Raw genomic sequence first — 13730 nt, 5'->3', positions numbered from 1 at the left:
TGCTTCACCGGCGGAGAGCCGGCGGTCTCCGCCGAGTCCACCGAACGGGACGGCCTCACCACGCACTTCCTCGAACGTCACGAACGGCCGTATGTCGTCCGCTGGCCGGCCGCGGGTGACCGTGGTCACGCTTGACCTCAAGTGCGGTTGAGTTTGCAGGATCTGGTCCGGTGGACAACGCCAACCTGCCGATCCACGGAGCGAAACCAGCATGAGCAGCGATTCCGGCTTCTACTCGATCATCGACTACACCGTCGACGGCCCCGAGACCCAAAGGGAACTGGCGGAGGCTTTCGCCGAAATCCAGGAGCGGTGGGTGCGCTTCTATCCTGGCTACCTGTCCGCTCGACTCCATGCGAGTACCGACGGCACCCGTGTCTACAACATCGTGCACTGGGCGAGCGAGGCCGACTACCGCGATTTCGTCGAAACGTCCGATACCGAGGGGCGCATGGCGGCCATCCAGCGGGCGCTGGACGGGCTGTCGGGCGAAGCGGAGCCGCGCATGAGCGGAGCCCCCACCTACCGGGTCGTGCGCGAGATCGGCCCTGGGCCCCAGCGGACCGGCGATACCTGATGTCGATCTGTAGCCACGACGGATGCCAGAACGGCCGGGGAATTCACGGATCGTACTGGCCGCGGGCGCCGACGACGACTACGTCGTCAAGCCGTTCGGCGTCAACGAACTCAGGGCACGAACGGGCTGCTGCGGTGACGCGGCTGCGGCGCAAGCTCGACCGGCCCTCCGCCGCCGGCCGATTCCCTCTGCATCCGAGTGACGGGCCGGTGCGGCGGGGCGGGTCGCGCCCCCGGGCCGCCGGACCGCCGGGCCGCCGGACCGGCTCAACGTCGGGCGGTCACGGGGATTTCGGCGAGCACTTCGCCGGTCGTGTCGTAGGCGATGACCCGGAAACCGAGGGTGAAGGCCGGGTGGTGGCCGACGTCGAGGTAGTAGGTGCCCCAGCCCGGCTCGCCTGCCAGGGTGACCACGGTGGCCGGGTAGGTGACGTCCTGGCCGTCGGGCGCGATCTCGATGCGCGCGGGCGTCCTGTCCAGCCGCCAGGAGCCCTCGACCAGCTCGACCACGTCGGCTTCCGCGCGGTAACCGGCACTGAGGCTGTCGGGGTTGATGTTGCTGCCGGGGTACTGCTTGGCGGCCTCGACGTCCTCGTCGAACTGCTCGGGGAAGGAAACCACATAGTTCTGGTTGCCCTCGGGCAGCAGCCCCATCACGAAGGAGTCGTTGATCACCACCCGCTCGTAGGGCTGTACCCGCACGTGGCCGCGGGGGGACGGCGACTCGCGCGTGGCCGCGGGGGGCGCGGGGGGCGCGGTGCCGTCGGGTCCCGCGTCGGCCGGCAGCCATGCCAGACCGGCCGCCAGCGCCGCCGCCAGGACGACCGCCGTTCCGGCGCCTGCCGCCGCCCGGCGGCGGGCGCGGAGCGCGCGGCCCCGGCGGATCATCTCCTCCACCGGTGGCGGCCCGACCTCCACCGCTTCCGCCGCCAGGCGCAGTTCCTCAACGAGCTCCGGCCCGTTCTTCCGCTCCGGCACGGCTCGTCACCTCCTGTCCGTTCTCCGGCTCGCGCAGGTCGAGGACCGCCGGGTCGGCGCGCAGTTTCTCCAGGCCGCGCGCCGACCGGCTGCGCACCGTTCCGACCCGGATGCCGAGCAGCGCGGCGACCTCGGTCTCGGTGCGGTCCTCGACGTAACGCAGCACGACCGCGGCGCGCTGCCGCGGCGGGAGCCGTTGCAGCGCGGCCGTTAACACGCCCCGGGCGAGGACGTGATCGACCCGGTCCCGGACGGTCTGTTCCGGGAACCGGGTCGTCAGCCACTCGGGCACCCGCAGCCGGCGGACCCGGTCGCGATGGGCGTTGATCATGATGCGCCACACGTAGGCGTCCGGATCGGCCGCCTGTGTCACCCGATCCCACCGCGCGTACGCCTTGACCAGCGCCGACTGGGTCAGGTCCTCCGCGTCATGGTGGTTGCCGGTCAGCAGGTAGGCGGTCCGCAGCAGCGGGGACCACCGGCTGACCGCGAAGGTCCTGAAGTCGGCATCGAGGGCTTCGGGTGCGCGAGTCATCGGAGCTGTCGGAGTCGTCGGAGTCGTCGGACGTCGCCTCAGCGGTCGAGGGAGACCTCGAGCTCGCTGAACACCTCGCCGTACCCGTTGCTCGCGGTGATCGTGTAGGTGTCGACGCCCTCGATCTCCCAGTGGGTGGGGTCGAAGTAGAACGTACCCCAGCCGTCCTCGTTCTCCAGCGCCACCGGGTGCGCCCCGTAGCCCCAGTCCTGGCCCTCCGGGGTGACCGAGATGAACGGCACGCCCTCGTCCAGCCGCCAGGCACCCTCGATCAGGACGATCTCGCCGTCCTCGCCGTACATGCCGGCGCTGATGCTGTTGGGGCGGATGTTGCTGCCGGGGTACTGCTTGGCGGCCTCGACGCTTTCGTCGAACTGCTCGGGGGAGGAAACCACGTAGTTCTGGTTGCCCTCGGGCAGCAGCCCCATCACGAAGGAGTCGTTGATCTCCACCCGCTCGTAGGGCTGCGCCTCGATCAGGTCCATCCCGCCGGCCTGGGCCCCCTGCGGGAGGAGCACCACCATCGCGGCGGCGGCAGCGGCGCCGGTGAGCACGGCGCGCCTGAGAGTCAACTTCCCGGTCATGAACCCTCCAAAGGGTCTGTCGTTGGTCGGTCATGACTCAGACGCCGGCCGGCGGCCGGATCTATCCACCGTTCGTCAGGTGTCCGCGGGCGCCGTGTGGTGTCTGCCGATGGGCAGCATCAGGGGCCTGCCGGAGAGCGGGTCCTCGATGATGCGGCTGTCGAGGCCGAAGACGGCGCGGACGCTCTCCTCCGTCAGTACCCCGGCCGGGGTTCCGGCGGCGTGCAGGCGGCCCGCCGCCAGGGCGATGAGGTGGTCCGCGTACCGGGCGGCGAGGTTGAGGTCGTGCAGCACCATCACGATCGTGGTGCCGCGGGTCCGGTTGAGGTCGGTCAGCAGGTCGAGTACCTCGATCTGGTGGGTGACGTCGAGGAACGTGGTGGGCTCGTCGAGCAGCAGCAGATCGGTCTGCTGCGCCAGGACCATGGCGATCCACACCCGCTGCCGCTGGCCGCCGGACAGTTCGTCGACGGCGCGGTCGGCGAGGTCGGCGGTCCGGGTGGCCTCCAGGGCCGACGCCACCGCGGCGTCGTCGTTCTCGTTCCAGCGGGAGAAGATGCCCTGGTGGGGGTGGCGCCCCCGGCCGACGAGGTCGAGGACGGTGATGCCCTCGGGGGCGAGGGGCGACTGGGGCAGCAGGCCGAGGGTGCGGGCGAGTTCCTTGGCCGGCCGGCGGTGCACCTCCTTGCCGTCCAGGACCACGCGGCCTTCGCGCGGCGCGAGCAGCCGGGACATCGAACGCAGCAGCGTCGACTTCCCGCAGGCGTTGGCCCCGACGATGACCGTGATCGCGCCGGGCGGCACGGTCAGGTCGAGGTCCGAGACGACGACGCGGTCGCCATAGCCGAGCGTGAGGTTTTCGGCCGCGAGTGTGTGGGACGTGGTCAAAGCGAGCCTCCCGCCCGGTGGGTGCGGATGATCAGGTAGATGAGATAGGGCGCTCCGAGGACGCCGGTGACGACGCCGACCGGGTAGCGGACGTCGAACGCGAACTGGCCGGTGAAGTCCGCGGTGAGCACCAGCAGGGCGCCGACGAGCCCGGCCGGTACCAGCAGTGAGGTGCCGGGCCCCACGAGCCGGGCCGCGATGGGCCCTGACAGGAAGGCCACGAACGCGATCGGCCCGGCGGCGGCGGTGGCGAAGGCGATCAGGCCGACGGCGGCGACGATCAGCGTGACGCGGGTGCGTTCGACGCGGACTCCGAGGGCGGCGGCGGTGTCGTCGCCGAGCTGCATCGCGGAGAGGTCGCGGGCCCGCGACAGCAGGACGGGGACGAGCACGGCCAGGGCGGCGAGGGTGGGCACGACCTGATCCCAGGTGGTGCCGTTGAGGCTGCCGGTCAGCCAGCGCATCGCCTCCTGGAGGTCCCATTCTGCGGCCCGGGACAGGACGTAGGAGGTGACGCTGTCGAGCATCGCGGAGATCCCGATGCCGATGAGGATGAGCCGGGTGCTGGCGACGCCGTCCCGGAAGGCCAGGGTGTAGACCAGCAGGGCGACGGCGAGGGCGGCGGCGATCGCGAAGAAGGAGACCTGGCTCTCGTTCAGGGACAGCGTGACGATCGCGATGGCCGCCGCGGCGCTCGCGCCCGCGCTGATGCCGATGATGTCGGGGCTGGCCAGCGGGTTGCGGAGCATCGTCTGGAAGGTGACGCCGGCCAGGCCGAAGCTGAATCCCGCCGTTACGGCGAGTACCGCGCGCGGCAGGCGGAGCCGCCCGACCGTGAAGGACGCCCCCGGCACCTGCTCCCCGAGGATCACCCGGATCACGTCGCCCGGCGGGTAGTACGTCTGCCCGTACATCAGGGTGATGGCGAACGCGGCGACGACGAGCACCGCGAGGACCAGGACGATGAGCCGGCGCCGGGCGGCGCGTCGCGTCCGGCCGTGGGTGACGGCCCGGAGCACGGACGACGGCCGGGGCCGGGTGACGGCGGGGGCGCTCACAGGGCACGCACCTTCTGACGGCGGACGATGTGGATGAAGAACGGCGCGCCGATCAGCGCGGTCACGATGCCCACGTCGACCTCGGCGGGGCGGGCCACGACGCGTCCGACGACGTCGGCGGCGGTGAGCAGCGCGGCGCCGGCCAGGGCGGAGAACGGCAGGAGCCAGCGGTGGTCGACGCCGGTCAGCAGGCGGCAGGCGTGCGGAACGACAAGACCGACGAACCCGATCGGGCCCGCGACGGCCGTCGCGGCGCCGCACAGCACGACGGCGCCGACCGCGGCCGTGGCGCGGGCGAGGGCGACCCGTTCGCCGAGTCCCGCGGCGAGTTCGTCGCCGAGGGCCAGCGAGTTGAGGGTCCGCGCCGACAGGAGGCAGATGGCGCAGCCCACGGCGAGGAACGGCAGCACGTGCCCGATGCGTTCGAACGACGCGCCGCCCACGCCGCCGATCTGCCAGAGCCGGAAGCTGCCGGCGATGTCGTTGCGGGGCAGCACGACGGCGGTGACGAGCGAGGCGAACGCCGCCGACGTCGCGGCGCCCGCGAGCGCGAGTTTGAGGGGGGTGGCACCGCCGCGCCCGAGGGAGCCGACGGTGTACACGAACACGGCCGAGACGGCCGCCCCGGCCATCGCGACCCAGACGTACCCGGTCGGCGAGGTGAGCCCGAAGTAGGCGACCGCCGTGACGACGGCGAGTGAGGCGCCCATGTTGACACCGAGGATTCCGGGATCGGCCAGCGGGTTGCGCGTCACTCCCTGCATGACCGCGCCCGCCAGGCCGAGCGCGGCGCCGATGATCAGGGCGAGCACCGTGCGCGGAATCCGCTTGGTGACCGCCGCCTGTTCCAGGGTGTCCTCGGCGCCGCCGAGCGCCGCGAGGACGTCGGAGAAGGGAACGGTGCGCGAGCCGAAGGCGACGGACGCCAGCATGATCAGGGCCAGCGTCAGGACCAGGACCAGGAGCCACAGCAGCCGGACGCGCGCCGGACGCCGCACCATGGCGGCGTCCGGCGGGCGTCGGGTTCCGAGCGCCGTCACCCGACCCTGTCCGCCGCTTCGGCGAGTGCCGCCACGTAGTCCTCCAGCACCCAGGAGATCGACAGGGGGGTGGGGTTCGCCGCGGTGGCGAGGGGGGCGCTGCCCGGCAGGAGGTAGACCGAGCCGCGTTCGACGGCGGGGATCTTGGACAGCAGCGGGTCGTTCCGCATCGTTTCGAGCAGCTCGCCGGTCTCGTCGCCGTATCCGGTGATGATGTCCACGTCGTCGAACACGTCGACCTGCTCCGCGCTGCGCGTCAGGGCGAACTGGTCGGTGCCCTCGGAAGCCGCCGCGATGCTGCCCGGGGTGGTCATTCCGAGGTCCTCGAAGAAGAGGGTTCTGGTGTCGTGCGTGGTGTAGAAGCCGATCTCGCTCACGTCGTTGGGGTCGACGTGCGTCATGAACATCGCCGACTTCCCTTGCAGCTGCGGGTAGTCGGCGACCACGGCCTCGATGTCGCCCTCGATGTCCGTGATCAGCTCCTCGCCCTCGTCGGCGAGTCCGATCGCCTCGCTGTTCAGGCGGATGATCTCGCGCCACGGCGTGGCCCACGGGGAGTCCGGGTACGCCACCACGGGCGCGATCTCGCTCAGGGTGTCGTAGTCCTGCCGCGTCAGCCCCGAGTAGGAGGCCAGGATCACGTCGGGGCGGGTGTCGGCCACGGCCTCGAAGTCGATGCCGTCGGTCTCGTCGAACAGGACCGGGGGCTCGGCCCCCAGCTCGTCGAGCCGCTCGCTGACCCAGGGCAGGACCCCGTCGCCGTCGTCGTCGCCGAAGTTGGCCGCGGCCATGCCGACCGGGACGACGCCGAGGGCCAGCGGCACCTCGTGGTTGGCCCAGTTGACGGTGGCGACGCGCTCCGGCTGGGCGGAGATGGTGGTCTCCCCCAGGGCGTGCTCGACCGTGAGGGGGAACGCGGCCGGACCGTTCCCGCCGTTCCCGCCGTTGCCTCCGTTCCCGTCGCTGTCGTCCTGGGCGTCGGAGGAGCCGCCGCAGGCCGTGAGCCCCAGCAGGACCGCCGCCATGGCAAGCAGGGGAATGCGGTGTGGGCGCATTGATCCGTACTCCACTTCCGGAACTCCTTGGTGTCGGACCTCGCACGTCTGGGTCGCGGAACGCGGTCGTGGAGCGGTGCACCGTACTGACGCAAGCCACTTAGGTAAGGCTTGCCTTCCTTGAGCACCTTAAGAGAGCCGACCCCATGTCGCAATCAGCCTTTCGGGACACGTGTTGTAGCAATCGGGACATACGACCGGCGGGTGAACGCCCGGCAGGCCCGCTCAACGGGTCCGGAAAGCCCCCGGGGTGAGCCCGGTGGTGCGCCGGAAGGCCGCGCCGAACGCGCTCGCCGACCGGTAGCCGACCCGCTCCGCGACAGCCTCGACCTCCCAGCCCCGGGTCAGCAGCCCGACCGCGTGCTGCGCGCGCACCGCCGCGACCCAGCGCCCGAAGCTGGTGCCGGTCTCCGCGGTGAACGCCCGGGTGATCGTGCGGGGGCTCACCCCCAGCTCGGCCGCCCAGTTGGCCAGCGTCCGCTGGTCGCGGGGGTCCTCGCGGACCGCCTCGGCGATGGGCCGCAGCAGGTCGGACACGGGCACGTTGAGCAGCAGTTCGCGCGAAGACGGCGTGAGCACATCCAGCACCATGGCCTCCGTCACCGACCGGGACGCCGCGGAGAGCCGGGACTCGCCCAGTCGTTCGAGGAGCAGCCGGAGCAGCGGGGTGATCTCGACGGCCACGGGGACGTCGGAGATCGAGGTGGTGCCGCTGAGGCCGAAGAAGCTCGCGCGGAACCAGGTGCCGGCTGTCGCCGAGCCGGAATGCAGGGTGCCCGCCGGCATCCACAGCCCCAGGGTGGGAGTGATGGTCCACACCCGCGCGCCCACCACGGCCGTGGACGCGCCGCGCTGGTTCCAGAGCAGTTCGTGGCAGGGGTGGGAGTGCTCGTTCCAGGTGGTGTCGTGGGCGACGACCTCGTCATAGCACCGGATGACGAACGGCACCTCGACCGCGCCCGGGGCGAGGGCGGGCAGCGTACGGGTCTCCCGGCTCGTGCGCGGGCGGGCGGCGGGGGCTCGCATGCCCCCACCCTAGAAGCACGGGAAGCCGGGCGAACCGGCGGATTCCCGTCCTACTCCCGCCACCGCGTGCGCCACCTGTCGAGCGTCCTGCGCAGGGCGAGGATGCGTTCCTGGTCGGCGAGGAGTTCGCCGAGCCCGCCGATGGCCTTCTGGAGTTCGCCCGCCTCGCTCCGGCTGCGCGCGAGCGCCCCGTGGCACCAGGGGCACGTACCGTTCCCTCATATTTGGACGATAGTTCTACTTGTACTATGGTTCAACTTATGACGCAGACGCTGACGCAGACCGGAACGAAGCGCGCGGGAGCGCGGGAATGGGCGGGCCTTGCGCTGCTGGCGCTGCCGACCGTGCTGCTGGGCCTGGACCTCACGGTGCTGTACCTGGTGCTGCCGAGCATGGCCGCCGACCTCGACCCCTCGGCGACGCAGACGCTGTGGATCATGGACGCCTACGGCTTCTTCATCGCCGGTCTCCTCATCACGATGGGCACCGTGGGCGACCGGATCGGCAGGCGGCGCCTGTTGATGATCGGGGTCGTGGCGTTCGCGGGCGTCTCGGTCCTGGCCGCGTTCGCCCCGAGCGCCGACCTGCTGATCCTGGCCAGGGCACTGCTCGGCGTCGCCGGGGCCACGCTCATGCCTTCGACCCTGTCGCTGATCTCCAACATGTTCCCCGACGCGCGGCAGCGCGCCCTCGCGATCGGGGTGTGGGCGACGATGTTCGCGCTCGGGATGGCCGCGGGCCCCGTGGTCGGCGGCGCGCTGGTCGACCGGTTCTGGTGGGGAGCGGCCTTCCTGCTCGCCGTCCCCGTCGCGGTCCTCGTGCTGGCCGGTGCGCGGCTGCTGCTCCCCGAGTACGTCGCGCCCCGCGAGGGCCGGCTCGACCCGGTCAGCGTCGTCCTCTCGCTGGCCGCCATCCTCCCCGTCGTCTATGCCGTGAAGGACATGGCCGCCTACGGGCCCACCCCGCTGACCGCCGTCCTCGCAGCGGCCGGCGGGGCGGCGGGCGCCGGGTTCGTGCGCAGGCAGCGCCGGCTCGCCTCGCCGCTGCTCGACGTGACGCTGTTCACCGACCGTGCCTTCTCGGCCGCGCTGGCGGTCCTGCTGGTCGGGCTGGTCGGCGTCGGCGGCACGATGTACCTGGTCACCCAGTTCCTGCAACTCGTCGAAGGACTCGACCCGGCGGCGGCCGGCCTGTGGATGGGGCCGCCCGCGCTGGCCATGTTCGCCGCGGCCATCGGGGCCCCGCTGCTGGCCGGACGCATGCGCCCGGGACTGGTCATGGCGGCGACGCTGGGGATCTCCGTGCTCGGCTACGCGCTGCTCGCGACCGCGGGACCCGGCAGCAGGACCTCGGTCGTGATCGGCTTCGCCTTCGTCTACCTCGGCCTCGGCGCCATCGCCGCGCTGGGCACGGACATGGTCGTCGGCGCCGCCCCGGCAACGAAATCCGGCTCGGCCGCGGCCCTGTCCGAGACCGTCCAGGAGCTCGGCATCGCGACCGGTGTCGCGCTGCTCGGCAGTCTCACCACCTCCGTCTACCGCAGCCACGCGCCCACGCCCCAGGACGCGCCGCCCGAGATCGCCGATCGCGTCACCGACAGCATCGGCGGCGCCCTCGAAGTGTCCGACCGGGTGCCGCCGGAAACGATCCGCGCCGCCCAGGAGGCGTTCACCACCGGGGTGAACGTCGCCGCCCTCGTCGCCGGGGCCGCCATCGCGGCCGTGACCGTGCTGTGCCTGCTGACGCTGCGGCACGTCCGCCCACTGGGCCAGGACCGGGCCGAAGGGCCCGACCTGTCGTGAACGGCCCGACTACACTGGGGCGCAGGAGGGAGCATGAACGAGGGCGACGCCGTCACCGACGGGCGCAGGGCCAGAGGGCACAAGCGCCGCGCCGAGATCATCGGGGCCACCCTCGCCGTCGTCCGGCGCGATGGCGCCGCCGGTGTCACCCACCGCACGGTCGCCAAGGAAGCCGGCATTCCGACCAGTCTGAGCACGTACTACTTCGCCACCCTGGACGACCTGCTCGTCGCGACCCTCTCCAGCGTCGCCGACGCGTACACCGCCCGCATCCGGGACATCATCGACCACGACGACGACAAGCTCCACGGGCTGGCCGCGCTCATCGCCGAATCCGCCGGCCCGGGGCGCGACCGCGCCCTCGCCGAACGCGAGCTGTCCAGCCTCGCCGCCCGCAGGCCGGCGCTGCGGCCCACCGCCCGTCGCTGGCGGGAGAACGTGGCCGAGCTGGCCGGGCACTTCACCGACGATCCCGGGGCCGTCGCCGCGCTCGTCGCGGCCTCCGACGGCCTGTGCACCGCCATCCTCATCGACAACGCCCCCGCCGACACCGGCTACATCCGCGCCGTTCTCCAGCAGACACTCGGCGGCGAAACGATCATCCGGCCGAGCTGATACGTCAGGAGGGCCGGCGGCGCGGCTTGTCGTCCTCCGCCGCGTCCTTCTCCTGCGCCTTCTCCTTCTCCCTCTTCTCCTTGACGCGCGCCGCTTCCTTCCTCACCTCGGCCTGCGTGGCACGCTCCTGCCGGAGCCACTCGGGAAGGTCCCTTTTCAGCGCGTCGATCTCCGCCGTGGTGAGGGCGCCGGTCACACCCCCGCGCGCGAGGCCCGCGATGGAGATGCCCAGCTTCGCCGCGACCACCGGCCGGGGATGCGGGCCGTTGTTCCGCAGGTCCCGCAGCCACTCGGGCGGATCGGCCTGGAGCGCGCTCAACTCGGTCCGCGAGACGACGCCCTCCTGGAACTCGGCGGGGGTGGCCTGGAGGTACACCCCCAGCTTTTTCGCCGCGGTGGCGGGCTTCATCGTCTGGACGGTCCGGTTCGGGGTCATGGTGCCAAGGGTAACGAGCGCGCGCAGGGCGCCCGACCACGACCGGATAGCCTGGCGTGGTGACAGACGCGGAAGTGCCCCCTTCGTTTCGTCTCGCGTACGTTCCGGGCGTGACGCCGGCCAAGTGGGTGCGGATCTGGAACGAACGGCTGCCCGACGTCCCGCTGACCCTCGCCCAGGTCCCCGCCGCCGAGGTGTCCGGCATGCTGCGGCGCGCGGAAGCCGAAGCGGGCTTCCTGCGGCTGCCGACCGACCGGACGGGCCTCAGCGTGATCCCCCTTTACACCGAGACGACGGTGGTCGTGGTGCCGAAGGACCACGTCGTGGCGGCGGTCGACGAGGTGTCGACCGAGGATCTCGCCGAGGAAGTCGTGCTGCATCCCCTGGACGACACCCTCGACTGGGAACGGCCGCCCGGCCTGCCCGCGCACGAACGCCCCGCCACGACGGCGGACGCCGTCGAACTGGTGGCGGCGGGCGTGGGACTGCTCGTCGTCCCGCAGTCACTCGCCCGTCTGCACCACCGCAGGGACCTCACGTACCGGCCGCTGACGGACGCCCCCGAGTCGCGCGTCGGACTGTCGTGGCCCGAGGAGGAAACCACCGACCTGATGGAGCAGTTCATCGGGATCGTCCGCGGGCGGACGGTCAACAGCTCACGCGGCCGGCCGACCCCGCCGCAGCCGAAGCCCAAACCCAAGCCCAAGCCCAAGCCCAAGCGCCCCGCCCCCGGCAAGAACGCGCGACACGGCTCCGGCGGCCACGCCGACTCCGGACGCGGCAGACGCGGCAAACCCCGCCGCCGGTCGTAGCCCCGCCGCCGGGGGACCGCGCCGGTCATTCGGTGTCGATGCCGTAGTCGGAGATGAGGTCGGCCAGGCCGCCGGGGTAGCCCTTGCCGCCGGCGACGAAGGACCAGTCGCCGCCCGCGCGGCGGCGGAAGGAGCCCAGGACCAGCGCGGTTTCGCCGGGGCGCCCGTCGGAGACCTCCAGCAGGCCGAGCTCGGTGCCTGCGGAGTCGGCCAGACGGATACGGGCGCCGGTGAAGCCGGACAGATCGGCGTCGGGGTCGGCGGCCGGGTCGATGGCGGCGGCCAGCACCAGCCGGTCGGCCCGCTCGGGCAGCGCGTCGAACGCGACCCGCAGCGCGGCCCGGTCGGGCGGAGACGCCGCCACGGCGCGCAGCGTTCCCTCGGGCGTGCGCGAGTTGTTGTAGAAGACGAAGTGGTCGTCGCTCAAGGCCCGTTGCCCCTGGCACACCAGCGCGCACACGTCCAGCGCAACCGCGCCGTCCCACGCCATCCCCAGCACGTGCTCCTCCGACTCGCGCCGGGCGGGCGGTCGCTGCGCCCCGGGCGCCCGGGCCGGGCCGCCGCCCAGGCGGCCGGGGAGCCCCGCCTGCCCCAGCAGCTGGACCAGCTCGGCGCCGGAGATGAGCGTCAGCGGTTTGCCGTTGGCGAACGTGTACGAGCCCGGGCCGAAGCCGGAGGTCGTGACGAGGATGCCCTTGTTCGCCCCCGCGCTCTGCACGGTCCCGTACAGATCGCGGACCGCGCCGGGCGGCACGGTGGCCCGGTAGCGCTTGACCTGCACGATGATCCGGCCGCCACTGACCGGATCGGGGTCGAGTGCCTCCACGTCCACCCCGCCGTCGTTGCTGCGCTGCGTCATGACCGCCTGCATGCCGCGGGCCCGGAACAGCGCCGCGACCAGCCGCTCGAACTCGACCGGGTCCATCTCCAACAGGTCAGGGGCGTCGTCGCCGAGCGACACCACCCCCTGGCCCGCATCCGCGGGCCGCGGGCCGGGGGGCACGGGCGCGTACTGGTCCGGCCGCGCCGAGAGCCGCCCGCCGAGACCGTCCACCAGACAGTCCACGGCGTTGACCCGTGCCAGGTCCAGCTCCTCGAAGGAGGCGCGCGGGACCGTGGCCGTGGCCAGAACGAGCTGGGTCCGCCGTCCGGTGACCGGGTCGTGGTCGTCCACGAACCCGTTGAGCACGACGGATCGCAGCGCGCCGGTCGCGTCCGCGGTGAACAGGTCCCGCAGCACCAGCAGCATCGACTGTGCCAGCACGTCCCGGTAGAGCACGCGGCGCTGGGCGGCGGGCCGCGCGGTCTCCCGTTCCTCGTCGGCGGAGGCGACGTACCGCACCGCCTTCGTCCCGGGGACCACGGCGTACTTCGGCAGCTCCCAGTCCAGCACCAGCCGGCGGCCGGCCGTGTCGAAGGACGCCTCGACCCGGCGGGGGAAGTCGTCCGGCCAGGCCGCCGCCGCGTACAGGGCGGCGGAGAAGAACTCCACCACCGCGTCCGCGTCCCCGCGGCCGAGTCCTTCCCGCAGGCGGCGCACGCCCTCGTTGTGCTGCCGGACCTCCGCGAGCTGTGCCTGCGCCCAGTGGTCGTACTGCCGCTGGTAGTCGGCCAGTTTGCGCTGCCGCTCGGCCTCCGCCGCCTGGGCGGCGTGCCAGTCGCGCTCGAACCGCGCCTGCGCATCCGCCTCGGCCTGCGCCCGCCGTCCCGCCCGGAACGTCCAGCCGTCCCGCTGGGTCCTGTACCAGCCGGGTTCGGGCATCGGGACGGGCTCCCCCAGCGCCCCGGGGTGGAACGGCTCGATGTCCTCCGCCTTCATCAGTGCTTCCGCCCGGAACACGGGCGCGTCGCACCCTGCGGCCAGCAGCCCGGACAACTCGGCGACGCGCGCGTCCAGTTCTTCCGTCAGCCGCCGGGCGCCCGCCTCGCGCCCGCGCCGGTACGCCGCCTGCCGCTCACGTTCGGTGCGTGCCTGCTCCCGTTCCCAGGAACGGCGCTGCCGCTCCTGCTCGCGCTGCTGCTGAACCCATGCGCGATGCGCCGCCTGAGCCCTCAGCTGCTGCTGGCGCTGCGCCTCCGCCCACGCCCCGACCACGCCACGAGAACGCCGACTCATGCCGCCCTCACCCCTTCCCCCGCGGAACACGGCCGTTCCGCGGTGTCACATCTATGAGAGGACCTACGACTCCGCCGCGGGGTTGCCCAACTCGCCGTCCCGGGTGAGGAAGTACGCCGGGGCGTCGCGGCGTCGGCGAGAGCTTGGAGATTTCATCGTCTCCTTGTGAAGGCATCCTCACGAGCGAACCCGCGCCGGTGGCACAGGCG

The 13730-nt window shown here is 72.4% G+C and carries 14 protein-coding genes; 4 read left to right on the top strand and 10 right to left on the bottom strand.

What is annotated here, in order from left to right:
* Window positions 1–211: 211 nt before the first annotated feature.
* Entirely contained in the window at window positions 212–577 is a 366-nt protein-coding gene (locus tag STBA_RS18445; RefSeq protein WP_077060305.1) for an antibiotic biosynthesis monooxygenase, read from the top strand.
* Between the two features lie 266 nt (window positions 578–843).
* Here the strand turns inward: STBA_RS18445 and STBA_RS18440 are convergent, their stop codons facing one another.
* The 8 genes from STBA_RS18440 to STBA_RS18405 form a co-directional block, all read right to left on the bottom strand.
* Window positions 844–1554: a hypothetical protein gene (locus STBA_RS18440; protein WP_077060304.1), complete on the bottom strand. Its 711-nt coding sequence runs from the start codon at window positions 1552–1554 to the stop codon at window positions 844–846.
* Complete coding sequence (locus STBA_RS18435) at window positions 1520–2089, bottom strand: SigE family RNA polymerase sigma factor (protein WP_077060303.1); 570 nt, start codon at window positions 2087–2089, stop codon at window positions 1520–1522. The genes STBA_RS18440 and STBA_RS18435 overlap by 35 nt, the downstream gene beginning before the upstream one ends.
* Window positions 2090–2127: 38 nt before the next feature.
* The gene (locus STBA_RS18430) at window positions 2128–2673 is read right to left on the bottom strand and encodes a hypothetical protein (RefSeq protein ID WP_143659509.1); all 546 of its coding nucleotides are present in this window, start codon (window positions 2671–2673) and stop codon (window positions 2128–2130) included.
* Between the two features lie 75 nt (window positions 2674–2748).
* Entirely contained in the window at window positions 2749–3561 is an 813-nt protein-coding gene (locus tag STBA_RS18425; RefSeq protein WP_077060301.1) for an ABC transporter ATP-binding protein, read from the bottom strand.
* Entirely contained in the window at window positions 3558–4619 is a 1062-nt protein-coding gene (locus STBA_RS18420; RefSeq protein ID WP_077060300.1) for an iron ABC transporter permease, read from the bottom strand. The genes STBA_RS18425 and STBA_RS18420 overlap by 4 nt, the downstream gene beginning before the upstream one ends.
* A complete protein-coding gene (locus STBA_RS18415; RefSeq protein ID WP_077060299.1) occupies window positions 4616–5659 on the bottom strand; it encodes an iron ABC transporter permease in 1044 nt (347 codons plus the stop codon). Before STBA_RS18415 ends, STBA_RS18420 begins: the two co-directional genes overlap by 4 nt.
* Window positions 5656–6714 carry an iron-siderophore ABC transporter substrate-binding protein gene (locus STBA_RS18410; protein WP_077060298.1) on the bottom strand — a complete coding sequence of 353 codons (1059 nt, stop codon included), beginning with the start codon at window positions 6712–6714 and terminating at the stop codon, window positions 5656–5658. The genes STBA_RS18415 and STBA_RS18410 overlap by 4 nt, the downstream gene beginning before the upstream one ends.
* Window positions 6715–6939: 225 nt before the next feature.
* A complete protein-coding gene (locus STBA_RS18405; RefSeq protein WP_077060297.1) occupies window positions 6940–7740 on the bottom strand; it encodes an AraC family transcriptional regulator in 801 nt (266 codons plus the stop codon).
* 260 nt (window positions 7741–8000) lie between these two features.
* Here STBA_RS18405 and STBA_RS18400 point away from each other — a divergent pair, with 260 nt between their 5' ends.
* Together STBA_RS18400 and STBA_RS18395 are read left to right on the top strand one after the other, a co-directional pair.
* Entirely contained in the window at window positions 8001–9542 is a 1542-nt protein-coding gene (locus STBA_RS18400) for an MFS transporter (RefSeq protein WP_077060296.1), read from the top strand.
* 33 nt (window positions 9543–9575) lie between these two features.
* On the top strand, window positions 9576–10157 hold the full coding sequence (locus STBA_RS18395) for a TetR family transcriptional regulator (RefSeq protein ID WP_077060295.1): 582 nt from the start codon (window positions 9576–9578) through the stop codon (window positions 10155–10157).
* A 4-nt stretch (window positions 10158–10161) separates the two neighbouring features.
* On the opposite strand, the gene STBA_RS18390 is transcribed toward STBA_RS18395, so the two are convergent.
* Window positions 10162–10593, bottom strand: coding sequence for a DUF5997 family protein (locus STBA_RS18390; protein ID WP_077060294.1), 432 nt, complete (start codon window positions 10591–10593; stop codon window positions 10162–10164).
* Between the two features lie 59 nt (window positions 10594–10652).
* Between STBA_RS18390 and STBA_RS18385 the strand changes: the two genes are divergently transcribed.
* Window positions 10653–11405 (top strand): LysR substrate-binding domain-containing protein, encoded by a 753-nt coding sequence (locus STBA_RS18385; RefSeq protein ID WP_077063415.1) that lies wholly within the window; start codon window positions 10653–10655, stop codon window positions 11403–11405.
* A 25-nt stretch (window positions 11406–11430) separates the two neighbouring features.
* Here STBA_RS18385 and STBA_RS18380 read toward each other — a convergent pair whose 3' ends face one another.
* Window positions 11431–13521 (bottom strand): restriction endonuclease, encoded by a 2091-nt coding sequence (locus STBA_RS18380; protein ID WP_077060293.1) that lies wholly within the window; start codon window positions 13519–13521, stop codon window positions 11431–11433.
* Between the last annotated feature and the right edge of the window lie 209 nt (window positions 13522–13730).

The sequence above is a fragment of the Streptomyces sp. MP131-18 genome (assembly GCF_001984575.1).
Taxonomy (GTDB): Bacteria; Actinomycetota; Actinomycetes; order Streptomycetales; family Streptomycetaceae; genus Streptomyces; species Streptomyces johnsoniae.
This window is presented reverse-complemented; position numbering and strand designations above follow the sequence as displayed.